Origin of the sequence: Pseudomonas fragi (assembly GCF_025426255.1) — a bacterium.
GTDB lineage: Bacteria > Pseudomonadota > Gammaproteobacteria > Pseudomonadales > Pseudomonadaceae > Aquipseudomonas > Aquipseudomonas kulmbachensis.
Window position 1 is genome coordinate 828,218 of sequence record NZ_CP104861.1, and the last position, 16,480, is coordinate 844,697.

Sequence of the window (16,480 nt, forward strand, 5' to 3'; positions counted from 1 at the left end):
TCTGCCTAGGCAAATCCGATCCGGCAAGCTCTTATTTGCCAATCACCTCAGCGACGCTTGGCACTGTAAATCCGAAAACCCTGACCTTCAGCCTTGACCGCACAGGCACCAAAATGCTCTTCGATCAACGGTTGATAGCGCAAGAAGCTGTTGGCCACAATTCGTAGTTCGCCACCAGATTTCAGATGTTTCACTGCTTTTTGCAGCAAGTTCTCGGTTGCCTTGTAATCGGTATGCACCCCGACATGGAACGGCGGGTTACTCAGGATCGAGTTCAGGCCCATAGGTGCTGCGTCGATACCGTTGCCGGTAATCACTTCGCCTTCCAGACCGTTGGCCGCAAGGGTCAGACGGCTACTGGCAGTGGCGAAGGCATCCACATCGAGCAAGGTCACAGTGTTGTGCGGGTAACGCCGCTTGACCGCAGCACCGAGTACGCCCGCGCCGCAGCCGAAGTCCAGCACGTGGCCGCTGGGCAGTTTGTCCAGATGTTCAAGCAGCAAGGCGCTGCCGCGATCCAGGCGACCGTGGCTGAATACACCTGGCAGGCTCACGATTTTAAGCGGGCCTTCGGCCAGCGGCAGTTCGTAATGTTGCGCGAGGTCTTCCAGTACCGGCACTTGCGGGGCGTTATCCACCGTCACTTGCCACAGTTGGCAATGGCGCGCGCTGTCGAGCTTGCGTGGTTTGCCGAACGGAACCAGTTGCTTGGACGCGCCTTCAATGCCGCCCTTTTTTTCCCCGACCAAAAATACATCGGCGCCGGGCAGGCGTGAGGCCACCGCCTTGAGCACGTAGTCACTCAGCTCCTTGGACTTGGGCAGAAACACCACAGCGGTGTCAAACGCCCGTTGCGGAATTTCGACACCGAACTGCACGCGTCCTTCAAAACGGGCGTCGAGCACGGCCTGATCACCGGCGTGCCAGCACCAGCCGTGGGCATCGGGCAATTCACTCAGTAGTTCGTCAGCCGGCAAGCCGACCAACAGCACCGAACCTTGAAAGTATTCAGGCTGACGAAGCAGTACTTCACTGCGCGGATCCATAATCTGCTCCTCAAAAAGGGGCGCAGTCTATCAACTGACGACTCGCAGCGCTGTACCGTTGAAGAACGCTTCGGCGTTTTGCGCCAGTTGGCCGACGATCCGCTGGCGAGCCTCGCGGCTACCCCAGGCGCTGTGCGGGGTAATGATCAGGCGCGGGATGTCGGCTGCCAGCAGCGGATTGCCGTCACGGGGCGGTTCGACGCTCAGCACGTCGGTCGCCGCGCCGCCCAGGTGACCGCTGCGCAAGGCGTCGGCCAGAGCCTGCTCGTCGATCATGCCACCGCGCGCAGTGTTGACCACAAAGGCTCCGGGCTTGAGTAGCGCGAGCTCGCGAGCACCGATGAAATTGCGTGTGTGTTCGTTGAGCGGGCAGTGAAAGGTCAGGGCATCGACCTGGGGCAGCAGTTCGTCCAATGGCATGCGGTCAGCCCGAGCCGGACGCCCTGGAATATGGCCGATCAGCACGCGCATGCCGAAGGCTTCGGCTAGCTTCGCCACTGCACTGCCCAGTTCGCCATGCCCGAACAGGCCCAGGGTTTTGCCCTCCAGCTCGACAATCGGGAAGTCCAGCAGACAGAACTGTTTTGCTTGCTGCCACTGACCTTCAGTGACGGCTTTTTGATAGTCGATCAGGCGTGTGGCCAGCGCCAGCAACAGGCCCAGGGTGTGTTGCGCCACGGATGGCGTGCCGTAACCCTGGCAGTTGGCGACGGTGATCCCTTGGGCGCGAGCGGCTTCCAGATCTACGTTGTTGGTGCCGGTAGCCGCCACCAGAATCAGTTTCAGATCCGGGCAGGCGGCGAGGGTATGGGCGTTGAGCAGAATTTTATTGCTGATGGCTACACTGGCACCTTGCAGGCGTTCGATCACATTCGCGGGCGTGGTATCCGACCACAACTGCAAGTCGCCGAAGTTTCGACGCAGCGGGTCCAGGTCGAGATCGCCCAGATCCAGTGATGTGTAATCAAGGAATACGGCGCGCTGAGTGTTAGTCATCAACTGTACCTTTTGTGCTGTGAAATGAAGGCGTAATGTGGCGAGCCTAACAGAAGAAACAATTTGTAATGGAGCCGTGCATGTACTGGACAGAATTTTTGACCGTTGCCCTGATTCACCTTCTGGCTGTGGCCAGCCCCGGGCCCGATTTTGCCGTGGTGGTGCGCGAGAGCGTAACCCACGGTCGTCGCGCCGGGATCTTTACCGCGTTTGGTGTAGGCACGGCGATTTTCGTGCATGTCGGTTATTCGCTGTTGGGTATCGGGATCATTGTGTCGCAGTCGATTGTGCTGTTTAACGCTTTGAAATGGCTGGCAGCGGCTTACCTGCTGTACATCGGCTTCAAGGCGCTGCGGGCCAAACCGGCTGATCCGGCAGCAGTGGCCGCCGCGTTGCCGGTGGGCGAGCGCACGGCTCGCGGGGCGTTCACTTCGGGTTTTGTGACCAATGGCTTGAACCCCAAGGCGACGCTGTTTTTCCTGTCGCTGTTTACCGTGGTCATCAACCCGCATACACCGCTGTCGATTCAGGCTGGTTACGGTGTGTACCTGGCGGTCGCCACCGGGCTGTGGTTTTGCATGGTTGCCATGCTGTTCAGCCATCAGCGCGTACGCACAGGCTTTGCCCGCATGGGCCATTGGTTTGATCGCACCATGGGCGCGGTTCTGGTGGCGCTGGGTGTGAAGTTGGCATTTACCGAGATGCACTAAGAAGCGGACTCCTGTAGCCGCTGCCGCAGGCTGCGATCGAGCGCGAAGCGCTCGCCATATGAAGCTCCTGCGGCCCTTGTCGCAGCCTTCGGCAGCGGCTACAGGTTTGTGCGATGCGGTGTTCTTGTCAAAATCTGGATTTGCTTCATCCTTGCGGGCTTATCGCAGTGTGCCCACGGAGAAGTATCGATGTCCTCAGTCAACCGGTTCTGGCGCCGAGCCAAACTGGCGCTGGCAGTCAGCCTCGCTTCGACGCCCACCTGGGGCGTGAGTTTCAATGTCGGCCCGGTCGAGGGCCAGATCGATTCCGAGTTGTCCATCGGTGCCAGTTGGTCCACGGCCAAGGCCGACAGCAAGCTGATTGGCGCGAACAACGGGGGCAAGGGGCAATCCGAAATCTCGGACGATGGTCGCCTCAACTTCAAACGCGGCGAAACCTTCTCGAAAATTTTTACCGGCATGCACGCGTTGGAGCTGAAGTACGGCGATAGCGGCCTGTATGTGCGCGGCAAATACTGGTACGACTTCGAGCTGCAAGACGACAGTCGCCCCTTCAAGGCCATCAGCGATAGTGGGCGCAAAGCCAGCGCCCAATCTTCCGGCTCACAACTGCTGGATGCGTTCGTCTATCACAACTACGCGATTGCCGATCAGCCCGGTGCGGTGCGCTTGGGCAAACAAGTAGTCAGTTGGGGCGAAAGTGCGTTTATCGGTGGCGGGATCAATGCGATCAACCCCACCGATGCATCTGCCTATCGGCGGCCGGGCACTGAGTACAAAGACGGCCTGGTGCCGGTCAACCTGTTCTATATCTCGCAAAACTTGACCGAAAACCTGTCGGCCGACGCTTTTTATCAACTGGATTGGGAGCAGTCGGAGGCGGACAACTGCGGGACGTTTTTCTCCCGGTCCGACGTGATGGCTGACGGTTGCAGCGGCAATTACCGGGTGATGAGCAAGCGCTCGGCACTCGATGTGGCGGACCTCGCTGCGCTCACCGGCGCGGGTGTCGAGGTGAATGAGGAGGGCGTGCTGGTGCGTCGTGGCGCTGATCGCAATGCGCGCAACAGCGGCCAGTTTGGCGTGGCCATGCACTATGTGTTTGAGCCGCTGGACACCGAGTTTGGTGCCTACTTCATGAATTACCACAGCCGTGACCCGATTCTCAGTGCGGGTGCTGCGCCGCAGTCGGCCTATAGCGCGGCGGCAGGCTCGGGCGGGTTGGCGCCGATGATCGTCGCCGGCAACTCCAGCTACTACGTCGAGTACCCCGAAGACATCCGCCTGTACGGCTTGAGTTTTGCCACGACCTTATCCACAGGTACGGCCTGGAAAGGCGAGCTGAGCTACCGTCCTAATGCTCCGGTGCAGCTCAACAGCAACGACTTGCTGTACGCCAATGTCACGCTGTTGCCCGGTCTTGCCCAGGCATCGCCCCTGACGGTGACTCCCGGCGCGGACATTCAGGGCTATCGACGCAAGGAAGTTACCCAGTTCCAGACCTCGCTCACCCATGTTTTTGACAACGCGATGGGGGCCGATCGTCTGACCGTGACCGGCGAAGTGGGCGTGACTTACGTGGGCGGACTGGATAGCCCTTCAGATCTGCGTTATGGCCGCGACCCGGTATTCGGCTCCGACGGCAACGACGGCTTCACTACGGCTACTTCCTGGGGTTACCGGGGTCGGGCCGTGTGGGAGTACAACAGCGTGTTGCCCGGCGTGAACCTCAAGCCCAACCTGGGTTGGTCCCATGACATCAGTGGTTATTCCCCGGGCCCCAATGCCAATTTCGAAGAAGGCCGCAAAGCCATCACCCTGGGCCTGGACGGCGAATACCAGAGCACCTACACCAGCAGCCTGTCGTACACCAACTTCTTTGGCGGGCGCTACAACACCCTCAGTGACCGCGATTTTGTGGCACTGACGGTGGGGGTGAAATTTTAGCCTGCAAACTGCGCGCAGAATTTTAGCCGCTGCCGAGGTACGAGGCTGCGAAGCGGCTCCGACAGCTTGAAGGTCCTGCGGACCTTGTCGAAGCCTCGTACCTCGTCAGCGGCTACAGGTTGGAAGAGTGCGGGCTGTCTTTGATATATTTATTTTCACTGTGTTGATTTCTGAAATAATACGTGTCAATCATAGGCGTACACAATCATCGGTCTTAACCACCGAGCCAGCCCGGATGGCGCCCCTTCAGGAGTCAATAATTTGAACAAGACAGAACTTCTAGGTGCACTGGCACTTTGCGCTGTGAGCTTTTTGGCCCACGCCGAAGAAGCTCCTCTGCGTATCGGGATCGAGGCGGCCTACCCGCCGTTCTCCTTTAGAACGCCAGCGGGCGAGATCAGCGGTTTTGACTACGACATAGGCAATGCCTTGTGCGAAGAGATGAAGGCCAAGTGCACCTGGGTCGTCCAGGAATTCGACGGCATGATCCCTTCGTTGAAAGTGCGCAAGGTCGATGCGGTGCTGTCTTCGATGTCGATTACCGAAGATCGCCTCAAGTCTGTGGACTTCAGCAAAAAGTACTATCACACCCCAGGCAAGTTCGCGATGAAGGCGGGCAATGTGCTCACCGATCCCAAGGTTGATCTCAAGGGTAAACGCCTTGGCGTGCAGCGCTCTTCGACTTACGACCGTTTTGCCACTGAGCAACTGGAACCGGCAGGCGTCGTGGTAGTGCGTTACTCCACGCAGAATGAAGCCTTCCTTGATCTGGCCTCGGGCCGTCTGGATGCCACTCTCGCGGACATCGTCTACACCGATGAGAGCTTTATCAAAACCCCGGCAGGCAAGGATTACGCGCTGGTGGGGCCGGACATCAACGACCCCAAATACTTCGGGCGCGGCGCCGGTATTGCAGTGCGCAAAGGCGATACCGCCAACGCCGCACGTTTGAGTGCGGCGATTGACGCGATCCGCGCCAATGGCAAGTACGACCAAGTCATGGCCAAGTACTTCACGTACGACATCTACGGCCAACGCTAAGTAAACCCGCAACCCTTACACCGCCTCCGCTCCGGGGGCGGTTCGGGTTTGTCTCGCGCTCGATTTGGCGCACGCTTGAGGAACTTCATCATGCTCCACGGCTACGGATCGAGCATTCTCGATGGTGCCTGGCTGACCGTGAACCTTGCCCTTACATCCATGGCCCTGGCGGTTGCCCTAGGTCTGGTTGGCGCGGCCTTTCGCCTGTCACCGGTCAAATGGCTGGCGCGGCTGGGAGAGGGCTATACCACGGTGATTCGCGGGATTCCCGATCTGGTACTGATCCTGCTGATCTTTTACGGCGGCCAGGACCTGATAAACCGCATCGCCCTGGCACTGGATTACACCGGCTATATCGATATCAATCCCTTCATTGCCGGTGTCTGCACCATGGGCTTCATTTTTGGTGCCTATCTGTCGGAAACCTTCCGTGGTGCCTTTATGGCCATCCCTGCGGGTCAGGCCGAGGCGGGCATGGCGTATGGCATGAGCCGCTCCCAGGTGTTCTGGCGAATTTTGGTGCCGCAGATGATCCGTCTCGCCCTGCCGGGGTTTACCAATAACTGGCTGGTGCTGACCAAATCCACTGCGCTGATTTCGGTCATCGGCCTGCAGGACATGATGTTCAAGGCCAAGAACGCAGCTGACGCGACCCATGAGCCGTTTACGTTTTTTCTCGCGGTGGCGGTGCTTTATCTGATGCTGACCAGCGTGTCTTTGCTGGTACTGCGCTATCTGGAAAAACACTTTTCGGTTGGCATAAAAGCCGCCGAATTGTGATTGGGAGCACCTCATGATTCTTGACTACAACCTGATCTGGGAAAACCTGCCGCTGTATTTCAGTGGTGCGCTGGTGACTCTGAAAGTGCTGCTTATTTCCTTGTTTTTCGGGCTGATGCTGGCGATTCCGTTGGCCTTGATGCGGGTTTCGCGCTCGCCCCTGATCAACTTCCCGGCCTGGCTTTACACCTACGTGATTCGCGGTACGCCGATGCTGGTGCAGTTGTTTTTGATCTATTTCGGCCTGGCGCAGTTTGAGGTGGTACGCCAAAGCGTGCTCTGGCCATACCTTTCCAGCGCCACCTTTTGCGCGTGCCTGGCCTTTGCGATCAATACCAGTGCCTACAGCGCGGAGCTGTTGGCGGGCAGCCTGAAATCCACTCCCCATGGCGAGATCGAAGCCGGTAAAGCCATGGGCATGTCGCGCGCGACTTTGTTCCGTCGGATTCTCTTGCCGTCGGCCCTGCGCCGGGTGTTGCCGCAGTACAGCAACGAAGTGCTGATGATGCTGCAAACCACCAGCCTGGCGTCGATTGTCACTCTGGTCGACATCACCGGGGCGGCACGTACGGTCAGTGCACGGTACTACCTGCCGTTTGAGGCATTTATCACGGCGGCGATTTTTTATCTGGTCCTGACTTTCATTCTGGTCCGTCTGTTCAAGCTGGCCGAGCGCCGCTGGTTGGCGTATCTGGCACCGCGCAAGCACTAAGGAATATTTATGGAACATATCAAGTACCTTTTGCCGTGGACAGCTTCGGGCACAGAACGTCATTTGTCGTTGTTTCGCTTTGGCCAAGGGCCGCGCAAGGCCTATATCCAGGCTGCTTTGCATGCAGACGAATTGCCCGGAATGCGGGTTGCCGTGGAGCTCAAGCGCCGCCTGCTTGAACTGGAAGAACAGGGCCGTCTGAACGGGGTGATCGAGCTGGTGCCGATGGCCAACCCCATCGGTATTGGCCAGATGTTCCAGGCCACCCATCAGGGGCGTTTCGAGTTTTCCAGTGGCAAGAATTTCAATCGTGACTTTCCGGTGTTGGCCGACGCCGTGGTTGCGCGTCTGGAGGGGCATTTAGGCTCCGATGCCGATGCAAACATCGCGCTGATCCGTAGCACCATGCTCGCTGTGCTGGATGAGTTGCCTGCACCGATATCGGAGCTGGACGCCTTGCGCTGCCTGTTAATGTGTCATGCGTGTGACGCCGATGTGGTGCTCGACCTGCATTGTGACTTCGAGTCGATCATGCTGCTGTACGCCATGCCGCATAACTGGCCGCGCTTGCAGTCGCTGGCTGCGCGCCTGCACGCCCGTGTCGCATTGCTGGCTGAAGATGCGGGTGGCAGCGCGTTTGATGAAGCCTGTGCGATCCCCTGGTTGCGTCTGGCGCAGCGCTTTCCCCAGGCCGATATTCCGTTGGCCTGCGTGGCGACCACTATTGAACTGCGGGGCATGGCAGATACCGAGGCCGAGCCCTGTGCCGCGAGCGCCGAGGCCATTTTGGGTTATCTCGCGGATCAGGGACTGATCAATGGCGATTGGGCGCCCGCACCGGCCAATTGTTGCGAGGCGACCCCGTTTGCGGGAGCGCAGTACGCCTATGCGCCGCATCCTGGGGTGGTGAGTTTTATCCAGCCGTTGGGGGCTCGGGTCAAGGTAGGCGACCCGTTGTTTGAAGTGATCGACCCGGTCACCGACCGCCACAGCCTGGTGCGCGCCAACACGGATGGCATTCTCTATGCCCGCGAGCGCCTGCGCTTTGCCCAGCCCGGCTTGTGGCTGGCCAAAGTTGCTGGCAGCACCCTTCTTCGCCAAGGTCGCTTGCTCAGCGACTGAGGCCGCTGAGTGAGCAGCATGGACAAAACTTCCAGCCCCGGATTGTGCTCTGCGGCCCGGGGCAGGCTTGGGATACACTCGCGTCAGTCCACGCAAGCCCGCTCTCACAATTGATTGGGCTCAGCCCCGTCTTTTATCCACAGGTAATGTTGAGCCGGATATGCCAAGCCCATCCAAAAACACCACCATTTATGCCGCGCCAGTCATGCGCAAGCTGGCCGAGATCGTGCTTGATTTGCAGCCGTCATTGCGCAAGGTCGCGGATTTTATTCTGCGCCATCCGCTGCGGGCCGCGACGCTGACGATTGAGGAACTGGCCCACGAAACGGCTACCTCTCCAGCGGCGGTTAACCGGTTGGCCAAGGCTATGGATCTTGGCGGCTACACCGGCATGAAGGCCGAGTTGGTGGCAACGTTGCAGCAAGTGGTGTCGCCGGTCGACAAACTGCGCAACGAACTGGCCCATCGCCCCGACGGCGCGTTTGGCCTGCATGAGCAAATCCAAAGCGCCAGCAGCAATCTCGCCACAGCGGCGGCGAACAATCATCCGGACACGTTTGAAGCTTTTGTCACGCGCCTGATCAAGGCGCGCAAGATCTACATCCTGGGCTTTGGCAATAGCGTCTATTTTGCAGGCCTTGCGGCCTCGACCCTGATGCCGTTCTGTGCCGATGCCACGGCCATCAGCATGGAAGGCGGTAATGAAAACGCCGCGTACCGTCTGGCGGCGATTACCGATCAGGACGTACTGCTGGCCATCTCCCTGCCGCGCTACTCCATCGATACCATGCAGCTTTCACGTTTTGCCAGGGAGCGGGGCGCCTGTGTGCTGGCGATCACCGACTCACCGGCTTCGCCGCTGGCCAATATCGCCGAGCACGTCCTGTTTGCGCCTGCCGACCATCCGGTGATGACCAGTTCCAGCATCGCGGTGCTCGCCTTGATTGAAGGGCTGGTTGCGGGAGTGATGGCGCGAAACAAAGAGGCGGTCAAACTGGCAACCGAACTGACTGAGAGCGTTATGTCCTATCTGCATGTTCCCGTCAGCAGCAAGGCTTCCAAAAAGTAGCCAGGTGCATGACCAATCTTGGTGGTGTCTGGGTGTACGCGTTTGTGGGGGAGCGATCGGGCGGCTATGGTTTATTTAGTGCGAATGTAAACGGCCAAAGGAATTTTTACCGTTGGTCGTGATCCAACGCGAACAAAGGTCTAATGCCTATGACTTTTGCCCCCAGATAGTTTGATCAGGAGCGTCACCATGTTCATCTCGCGTCGTTTGATTGTTGCTGCAAGTGCGGTGGCCTTGCTGGCCGGCTGCGCTACGCCTAACCCGTATGACAATAACCAGGGTCAGGCTTCTTCGGGCATGAGCAATACCGCCAAATACGGCGGTCTGGGGGCATTGGCCGGTGCTGTAGCCGGTGCCGCCATCGACCACAACAACCGTGGCAAGGGCGCGTTGATCGGCGCTGCTGTCGCGGGCCTGGGTGCTGCCGGTTATGGCTATTACGCTGACAAGCAAGAAGCGGCACTGCGTGCAAGCATGGCCAACACCGGGGTAGAGGTTCAGCGTCAAGGGGACAACATCACCCTGGTGATGCCGGGCAACATTACGTTCGCCACCAACTCGGCCAATATCGCCCCAAGTTTCTTCCAGCCGCTGAACAACCTGGCGAACTCGTTGAAGCAGTTCAACAACCAGAACCAGATTCAGATCGTCGGCTACACCGACAGCACCGGCAACTACAACTACAACATGCAGCTTTCGCAACAGCGTGCGCAAAGCGTGGCGACTTATCTGACGTCTCAGGGTGTTAGTGGTCAGTACCTGTCGGTACGTGGTGCCGGCCCTGCTGACCCGATTGCCAGCAACGCAACGCCTGACGGCCGTGCACAGAACCGTCGCGTTCAAGTCACCCTGGCGCCGATCCCTGGCATGCAGTACCAGCAACAGCCGGGTCAGGTTCAGCAGTACCCGTAAGGTTCATTCTGCGATTGATCGCAGCCTTCGTTCCTCGTCAGCGGCAGATTCTGTAACCCTGTAGCCGCTGCCGAAGGCTGCGATCGAGCGCGTAGCGGCCGCTCAATAAAAAGCCCCGCGATCCTTGCAGATCGCGGGGCTTTTTATTGAGCGGCTGAGCGGAAGAATTACTTCTTCAGACCGTAATGCTCATCGAGCATGCCGGGGCCGTTCGGGCTTTTTGGTGCGTAGTCCAATGGCGGCTCGTTGCTGTGCGGCGGGGTGATGCGCTCGCGATGCGGTTGTGGCACATCGGAGTGCAGCGCCGCCAGCAGGCGTTGGCGAGTCTGCTCGTCCAGGGCCAAACGGTTGGCGCCCTCGGCGAGATGCTCTTGCACGTCCTGATAGCTCTGAGTGAGCTTTTTCACCAGATTTGCGGTGGTATTGAAGTGGGTAACCACTTCACTTTGATAACTGTCAAAACGTTCCTGGATGTCGTCCAGCTGACGCTGCGTGCGGTTAGGCACGGCATTTGGCAGCAGACGAGCGACCAGAAAACCAATGGCGACACCGGCAACCAGGGCTAGAGTCGGCAACAACCAAATCAAGAGCGAGTGTTCCACGAGTCCTTCCTCTATAAACGGCTTTGCTTTACGTTAACGGCTCGGACCTGCGCTGTATACCGCGATGCACTCGCAAATATGTCAGACAGGATCTATCAGCTAGACGAGTCGACCCAATTTGAGGTCACGGAGTTCCTTCTTGCTTACCCGCGAAACCCCCGTAGTAATTGATGGCCCGGTCGGCCAACTGGAAGCCTTGTACCTTGATTCTGCTGAGCCACAGGGCCTTGCGCTGCTGTGCCACCCTAATCCGGTGCAGGGCGGAACGATGATGAATAAAGTGGTTTCGACCCTGCAGCGCACTGCTCGCGATGCTGGCCTGATTACCTTGCGATTTAATTACCGTGGAGTCGGCACCAGCGCGGGCACTCACGATATGGGCACTGGCGAAGTCGACGACGCACTGGCTGCGGCGCAATGGCTGCGGGCCAAACACCCTGAATTGCCGATCACCCTGCTCGGTTTTTCGTTTGGCGGTTTTGTCGCCGCCAGCCTCGGTGGCCGACTGGAAGCCGCGGGTGAGAACCTGTCGCGCTTGATTATGGTGGCGCCTGCGGTAATGCGTTTGCGAGACGAAGACGCATTGCCCCACGACTGCCCGTTGACCGTGATCCAGCCCGAAACTGACGAAGTGATCGACCCGCAACTGGTCTATAACTGGTCAAAAGACCTGACGCGCCCCCATGAGCTGCTGAAAGTGGCAGAATGCGGACACTTTTTTCACGGCAAGCTGCCCGAGCTCAAAGAGTTGGTAGCGCCGCGCCTTTCGAATTGATTGCAGCCTGATAAGCGATTACCCATGACCACTCGTACTCGTATCCTCACCGGTATCACCACCACCGGTACGCCGCACCTGGGCAACTACGCCGGGGCCATTCGCCCGGCAATCGTAGCCAGCCGCGACCCCAATGCTGACTCGTTCTACTTTCTGGCCGACTATCACGCCTTGATCAAATGCGATGACCCGCTGCGCATTCAGCGCTCGCGTCAGGAAATCGCAGCGACCTGGCTGGCAGCCGGTCTCGATGTTGAGCGTGTGACGTTCTATCGCCAGTCGGATATCCCGGAAATCCCGGAGCTGACCTGGTTGCTGACCTGCGTGGCGGCCAAGGGCTTGCTCAACCGTGCGCACGCCTACAAGGCGTCGGTCGACAAGAACCTGGAGAACGGCGAAGACCCGGATGCGGGCATCACCATGGGGCTGTACAGCTACCCGGTACTGATGGCAGCCGACATTTTGATGTTCAACGCAAACAAGGTGCCGGTCGGTCGTGACCAGATCCAGCACGTTGAAATGGCCCGTGACATTGGCCAGCGCTTTAACCACCTGTTCGGCAATGGCAAAGAGTTTTTCGCCATGCCTGAAGCGCTGATCGAAGAGAGCGTGGCCACATTGCCAGGCCTTGATGGCCGCAAAATGTCCAAAAGCTACGACAACACCATTCCGTTGTTCAGTAGCGCCAAGGACATGAAAAGCGCGATTTCGCGCATCGTCACCGACTCCCGTGCGCCCGGCGAGCCGAAAGATCCGGACAACTCGCACCTGTTCACCTTGTACCAGGCGTTCTCGACGCCTGAGCAGTCGGCAGAGTTGCGCAGCGAGCTGTTGCAGGGACTGGGCTGGGGCGAGGCCAAAGAGCGCCTGTTCAAGTTGCTGGATGCCGAACTGGGCGAATCCCGCGAGCGTTACCACGACTTGATGTCGCGACCTGCCGACATGGAAGACATTCTTTTGGCTGGCGCGCAAAAGGCACGTAAAACCGCCATTCCGTTCTTGGCGCAACTGCGTGAGGCGGTTGGCCTGCGTTCGTTTGTCAGCGTGGCTCAAACCACCACCGCCAGCAAAAAGAAAGCTACCAAGGGCCCGCGTTTTGTCAGCTTCCGCGACGAAGACGGCAGTTTCCGCTTCCGCCTGCTGGCCGCTGATGGCGAACAACTGCTGCTGTCGCGCAGTTTTGCCGATGGCAAGGCAGCCGGTCAGGTGACCAAGCAGTTGCAAGCCGGTGAGCCTCTGGATGTGCGCAGTGATGAGCTGAGCTTCAGCGTCTGGCTGGGCGACACCGGTGTGGCCGACAGCCCGGCATTTGCCGATGTGGCGGCACGCGATGCGGCAATCGAAGCACTGCGACTGGCCCTGGTGCCCGCGCAAGACTGAGAAAGTGCGACGTTTCGTCTCAGGTTTGATTGCCATTCTTAAGGGCCGTCGCTACAGTGTCGGCCCGTTTTTGTTGCCTTGCTAACGAATTATGACGCCTCTAGAACGATATCAAGTTGATCTGAAACGCCCGGACTTCTTCCACGATGCCGCCCAGGAAAACGCTGTGCGCCATCTGCAGCGTCTGTACGACGATCTCGTCGCTGCCTCCCAGAGCAAGCCTGGCGTCTTCGGCAAGCTGTTCGGCAAAAAAGACCGAGCGCCGGTTAAAGGCATTTATTTCTGGGGCGGTGTGGGCCGGGGTAAAACCTATCTGGTTGATACGTTCTTTGATGCCTTGCCGTTCAAGGACAAAGTGCGCACTCACTTCCACCGCTTCATGAAGCGCGTGCACGAAGAAATGCGCACCCTCAATGGCGAAAAGAACCCGCTGACCATCATCGCCAAGCGTTTCTCCGATGAAGCGCGAGTGATTTGCTTTGACGAATTCTTTGTGTCGGATATTACCGATGCCATGATTCTCGGCACCTTGATGGAAGAGCTGTTCAAAAACGGCGTAACGCTGGTTGCGACGTCCAACATCGTGCCAGACGGTCTGTACAAAGACGGCTTGCAGCGTGCGCGCTTCTTGCCGGCCATTGCACTGATCAAGCAGAACACCGAAATCGTTAACGTCGACAGCGGTGTTGACTACCGTCTGCGTCACCTCGAGCAGGCAGAGTTGTTCCACTTCCCGTTGGATGAAGCCTCCGAGAAGAGCCTGCGCGAAAGCTTCAAGGCGCTGACGCACAATTCGACCCGGGCAATTGAAAACGACGATCTGATCATCGAAAATCGCACCATTCGCGCTCTTCGCACCTGCGATGACGTGGCCTGGTTCGACTTCCGTGAGCTGTGCGATGGCCCGCGCAGCCAGAATGACTACATCGAGCTTGGCAAAATCTTCAACGCCGTGATCCTCAGCGGTGTTGAACAGATGGACGTCAAAACCGACGACATCGCCCGACGCTTTATCAATATGGTCGACGAGTTCTATGACCGTAACGTCAAGCTGATCATCTCGGCACAAGTCGAGCTCAAGGATCTATATACCGGCGGGCGCCTGAACTTCGAGTTCCAGCGCACCCTCAGCCGTTTGCTGGAAATGCAGTCCCACGAATACCTGACCCGGGCGCATAAACCTTAATAGCCCGTGGGAGTGAGCCTGCTTGCGAAGTTCTTGTGATCTTCGCGAGCAGGCTCGCTCCCGCTTGCTTTCAGGTTTCGGCTGCCTTGAACCCCAGTCGCTGCAGGTGTTTGCCGACTTCTCGGCCAAGCCCTGAACCTATCAGTAGCCAGATCAGGATGCGCGCCTTGTATGGGCACAAAAGCCCGCACATCACCGCTCCGCGGTCGGTCAGGTCCAACTCGCTGCCGATAAACCCGCAAGACGCCTCGGCAGTCGAGCCTGAACCGGTTCGGGTGCCCACCAGAACCGGAATCTCCGTGGTGATCTGGTCAATCAGGTCTGCCCATTCGACACTTACGTTTCCGGCCCCGAAAGCGCTAACGACCAGCGCGTCATACCCCAGGGCAAGCACGTGTTCCAGTAGCACCGTATCGGCTGACAGCGATGCCTGCAGCAGTGCGACCTTGTGATGAATTGAGCGGGGTATGGGCAGCACTGTTCGTGCACACGCTTTGCGCAGATAGCAGGCACGGTGTTCGATCATCACCCCTGCGGGCCCGAAAAGCGGCGAACTAAAAGCCTCCAGTGCCATTGATGAACATTTGCGTACATGTTGCGCCTGATGAATCTGGGCGTTCATCACCACTAACACCCCACGCTTGCGACTGTGAGTGTCGAGCGCAACCCTGGAGGCGTCCAGCAGGTTGGCAGGGCCGTCCGGGCTCGGCTGATCGCTGGAGCGCATGGCACCGGTCAACACCAGCGGCACATCGGCGTTCCAGAGCAGATCCAGGAAAAATGCGCTTTCTTCCAGTGTGTCAGTGCCTTGGGTTATCACGATACCTTGCGCGCCCAGCTTCACTTGGTCCTGGGCCCAGATCAGCACCTCAAGCAGCAAGTTGAAACACAGAGATGCACTCGGCACCAGGCACAGAGTTTCGATGCGTACATCCAGCCCCTCGTGCAGCTGCGCCATACCGCTGAACAGGGCTTCGCCGGCCTTGGTTCCAGGTTGTGTGGCGCGCATGCTCACGGTGCCACCCAGGGCGCCGATGGCGAGAATAGGCAGGGTGGTGTGGTTGAGTTTCTGCGGCATGATGGATACCTCCGCCGGGAGCCGGTCAAACCTCTTTTTGTTATTGCCCTCTGTGGAGGGCGTTTTCATCAGAGGCTTTTCGGTAGGGCGGAGGAATCAGATTGTTCCGTTTGGCGTGTAGGTCAACGCTGTAAATTAAACAGACCTGATTTACGCCGCTTGCAGGAACTGTTGACGATATTGGTTCGGTGACAGCTCGGTGTGTTGGCGAAACAGCCGTGCAAAGAAGCTTGCGTCGTCATAGCCCACATCGTAACTGATGGTCTTGATGCTTTTGCGCGAGGCCGAGAGCAGGCCCTTGGCGGTTTCTATGCGCAGGCGTTGCAGGTAGTGCAAGGGTTTGTCACCCGTGGCCATCTGAAAGCGGCGCATGAAATTACGGATGCTCATGCCGTGTTCGCGAGCGACGTCTTCGAAGCGGAATTTGTCGGCGAAGTGGTCTTCGAGCCAATGCTGGATTTGCAGAATGATCACGTCCTGGTGCAGCTTTTGGCCGCCAAAGCCAATGCGTCCAGGGGTGTAGTTGCGCTGCACTTCGTAAAGAATGTCGCGGGCCACGGCCTGGGCGATGTTGGCGCCGCAGAAACGCTCGATCAGATAAATGTAGAGGTCGCAGGCTGAGGTCGGACCGCCGGCGCAGTAGAGATTGTCTGCGTCGGTAATGTGTTTGTCCTGGTTGAGTTGCACCAGCGGATAGCGCTTGGCGAACGTGTCGAAAAAGCGCCAGTAGGTGGTGGCCTCTTTGCCGTCGAGCAACCCGGCTTCGGCGAGCCAGAATACGCCGGTGGCCTCTGCGCACAAGACGGCGCCACGAGCATGCTGTTCGCGCAGCCACGGCAGAACTTGCGGATAACGCTGGCAGATAGTGCCGAAATCCTCCCCGAAGGCCGGGAGGATGATGATATCGGTGTCCTCCAGGCCGCCATCGACGGGGAGTACAACGTCGCTGAAGCTGATCGCGGGTTTGCCGTCAGGGCTGACCAGGCGTGTTTCGAAGGTGGGGGTGAGCCCTCGGCCCAGTTGCTTGCCGTGACGCAGGCTGGCGAGATGAAAGAAGTCCTTGGCATGCATCAGGGTCGAGGCGAATACCCGATCGATGGCCAAAATGCTGACACGCCGCAGGG

The 16,480-nt window shown here is 58.5% G+C and carries 16 protein-coding genes; 11 read left to right on the top strand and 5 right to left on the bottom strand.

The features are described from left to right. Window positions 1–47 precede the first annotated feature (47 nt). On the bottom strand, window positions 48–1,046 hold the full coding sequence (locus N7D90_RS03970; RefSeq protein WP_261740977.1) for a class I SAM-dependent methyltransferase: 999 nt from the start codon (window positions 1,044–1,046) through the stop codon (window positions 48–50). A gap of 30 nt (window positions 1,047–1,076) precedes the next feature. Further along, on the bottom strand, window positions 1,077–2,042 hold the full coding sequence (locus N7D90_RS03975) for a 2-hydroxyacid dehydrogenase (protein WP_261740978.1): 966 nt from the start codon (window positions 2,040–2,042) through the stop codon (window positions 1,077–1,079). Between the two features lie 80 nt (window positions 2,043–2,122). Here N7D90_RS03975 and N7D90_RS03980 point away from each other — a divergent pair, with 80 nt between their 5' ends. The 8 genes from N7D90_RS03980 to N7D90_RS04015 all read left to right on the top strand — a co-directional run bounded on the left by N7D90_RS03980 (window position 2,123) and on the right by N7D90_RS04015 (window position 10,335). After that, window positions 2,123–2,752, top strand: coding sequence for a LysE family translocator (locus N7D90_RS03980; RefSeq protein WP_261740979.1), 630 nt, complete (start codon window positions 2,123–2,125; stop codon window positions 2,750–2,752). Window positions 2,753–2,941: 189 nt separating this feature from the next. After that, window positions 2,942–4,699 (top strand): DUF1302 domain-containing protein, encoded by a 1,758-nt coding sequence (locus N7D90_RS03985; protein WP_261740980.1) that lies wholly within the window; start codon window positions 2,942–2,944, stop codon window positions 4,697–4,699. Window positions 4,700–4,960: 261 nt separating this feature from the next. Then, window positions 4,961–5,740 (top strand): ABC transporter substrate-binding protein, encoded by a 780-nt coding sequence (locus N7D90_RS03990; protein ID WP_261740981.1) that lies wholly within the window; start codon window positions 4,961–4,963, stop codon window positions 5,738–5,740. 90 nt (window positions 5,741–5,830) lie between these two features. After that, window positions 5,831–6,520 carry an ABC transporter permease gene (locus tag N7D90_RS03995; RefSeq protein ID WP_261740982.1) on the top strand — a complete coding sequence of 230 codons (690 nt, stop codon included), beginning with the start codon at window positions 5,831–5,833 and terminating at the stop codon, window positions 6,518–6,520. A 13-nt stretch (window positions 6,521–6,533) separates the two neighbouring features. Further along, entirely contained in the window at window positions 6,534–7,232 is a 699-nt protein-coding gene (locus tag N7D90_RS04000; RefSeq protein ID WP_261740983.1) for an ABC transporter permease, read from the top strand. Window positions 7,233–7,241: 9 nt separating this feature from the next. Then, window positions 7,242–8,354, top strand: coding sequence for a succinylglutamate desuccinylase/aspartoacylase family protein (locus tag N7D90_RS04005; RefSeq protein ID WP_261740984.1), 1,113 nt, complete (start codon window positions 7,242–7,244; stop codon window positions 8,352–8,354). A gap of 160 nt (window positions 8,355–8,514) precedes the next feature. Continuing rightward, window positions 8,515–9,423, top strand: a complete 909-nt coding sequence (locus N7D90_RS04010) for a MurR/RpiR family transcriptional regulator (protein ID WP_261740985.1) — start codon at window positions 8,515–8,517, stop codon at window positions 9,421–9,423. A 189-nt stretch (window positions 9,424–9,612) separates the two neighbouring features. Continuing rightward, a complete protein-coding gene (locus N7D90_RS04015) occupies window positions 9,613–10,335 on the top strand; it encodes an OmpA family protein (protein ID WP_261740986.1) in 723 nt (240 codons plus the stop codon). A gap of 167 nt (window positions 10,336–10,502) precedes the next feature. Here the strand turns inward: N7D90_RS04015 and N7D90_RS04020 are convergent, their stop codons facing one another. Further along, window positions 10,503–10,937 carry a YhcB family protein gene (locus N7D90_RS04020; RefSeq protein WP_261740987.1) on the bottom strand — a complete coding sequence of 145 codons (435 nt, stop codon included), beginning with the start codon at window positions 10,935–10,937 and terminating at the stop codon, window positions 10,503–10,505. A 139-nt stretch (window positions 10,938–11,076) separates the two neighbouring features. On the opposite strand from N7D90_RS04020, the gene N7D90_RS04025 reads away from it, so the two are divergent. The 3 genes from N7D90_RS04025 (at window position 11,077) to zapE (ending at window position 14,278) form a co-directional block, all read left to right on the top strand. Continuing rightward, window positions 11,077–11,712 carry an alpha/beta hydrolase gene (locus tag N7D90_RS04025; RefSeq protein WP_261740988.1) on the top strand — a complete coding sequence of 212 codons (636 nt, stop codon included), beginning with the start codon at window positions 11,077–11,079 and terminating at the stop codon, window positions 11,710–11,712. A gap of 24 nt (window positions 11,713–11,736) precedes the next feature. Next, window positions 11,737–13,092 (top strand): tryptophan--tRNA ligase, encoded by a 1,356-nt coding sequence (locus tag N7D90_RS04030; protein ID WP_261740989.1) that lies wholly within the window; start codon window positions 11,737–11,739, stop codon window positions 13,090–13,092. Window positions 13,093–13,183: 91 nt separating this feature from the next. Next, the gene (gene zapE / locus N7D90_RS04035; protein ID WP_261740990.1) at window positions 13,184–14,278 is read left to right on the top strand and encodes a cell division protein ZapE; all 1,095 of its coding nucleotides are present in this window, start codon (window positions 13,184–13,186) and stop codon (window positions 14,276–14,278) included. A gap of 70 nt (window positions 14,279–14,348) precedes the next feature. On the opposite strand, the gene N7D90_RS04040 is transcribed toward zapE, so the two are convergent. Beyond that, the gene (locus N7D90_RS04040) at window positions 14,349–15,356 is read right to left on the bottom strand and encodes an asparaginase (RefSeq protein WP_261740991.1); all 1,008 of its coding nucleotides are present in this window, start codon (window positions 15,354–15,356) and stop codon (window positions 14,349–14,351) included. Window positions 15,357–15,506: 150 nt separating this feature from the next. Next, entirely contained in the window at window positions 15,507–16,427 is a 921-nt protein-coding gene (locus N7D90_RS04045; protein ID WP_261742370.1) for a GlxA family transcriptional regulator, read from the bottom strand. Between the last annotated feature and the right edge of the window lie 53 nt (window positions 16,428–16,480).

Bases quoted from the DNA above. Each gene is read 5' to 3' on its own strand.
- N7D90_RS04045 (WP_261742370.1), bottom strand. From the start codon at position 16,427: ATGCATGCCAAGGACTTCTTTCATCTCGCCAGCCTGCGTCACGGCAAG.
- N7D90_RS04010 (WP_261740985.1), top strand. From the start codon at position 8,515: ATGCCAAGCCCATCCAAAAACACCACCATTTATGCCGCGCCAGTCATG.
- N7D90_RS03995 (WP_261740982.1), top strand. From the start codon at position 5,831: ATGCTCCACGGCTACGGATCGAGCATTCTCGATGGTGCCTGGCTGACC.
- N7D90_RS03985 (WP_261740980.1), top strand. From the start codon at position 2,942: ATGTCCTCAGTCAACCGGTTCTGGCGCCGAGCCAAACTGGCGCTGGCA.
- N7D90_RS04015 (WP_261740986.1), top strand. From the start codon at position 9,613: ATGTTCATCTCGCGTCGTTTGATTGTTGCTGCAAGTGCGGTGGCCTTG.
- N7D90_RS03970 (WP_261740977.1), bottom strand. From the start codon at position 1,046: ATGGATCCGCGCAGTGAAGTACTGCTTCGTCAGCCTGAATACTTTCAA.
- N7D90_RS04000 (WP_261740983.1), top strand. From the start codon at position 6,534: ATGATTCTTGACTACAACCTGATCTGGGAAAACCTGCCGCTGTATTTC.
- N7D90_RS04040 (WP_261740991.1), bottom strand. From the start codon at position 15,356: ATGCCGCAGAAACTCAACCACACCACCCTGCCTATTCTCGCCATCGGC.
- N7D90_RS04030 (WP_261740989.1), top strand. From the start codon at position 11,737: ATGACCACTCGTACTCGTATCCTCACCGGTATCACCACCACCGGTACG.
- N7D90_RS03980 (WP_261740979.1), top strand. From the start codon at position 2,123: ATGTACTGGACAGAATTTTTGACCGTTGCCCTGATTCACCTTCTGGCT.
- zapE (WP_261740990.1), top strand. From the start codon at position 13,184: ATGACGCCTCTAGAACGATATCAAGTTGATCTGAAACGCCCGGACTTC.
- N7D90_RS03975 (WP_261740978.1), bottom strand. From the start codon at position 2,042: ATGACTAACACTCAGCGCGCCGTATTCCTTGATTACACATCACTGGAT.
- N7D90_RS04005 (WP_261740984.1), top strand. From the start codon at position 7,242: ATGGAACATATCAAGTACCTTTTGCCGTGGACAGCTTCGGGCACAGAA.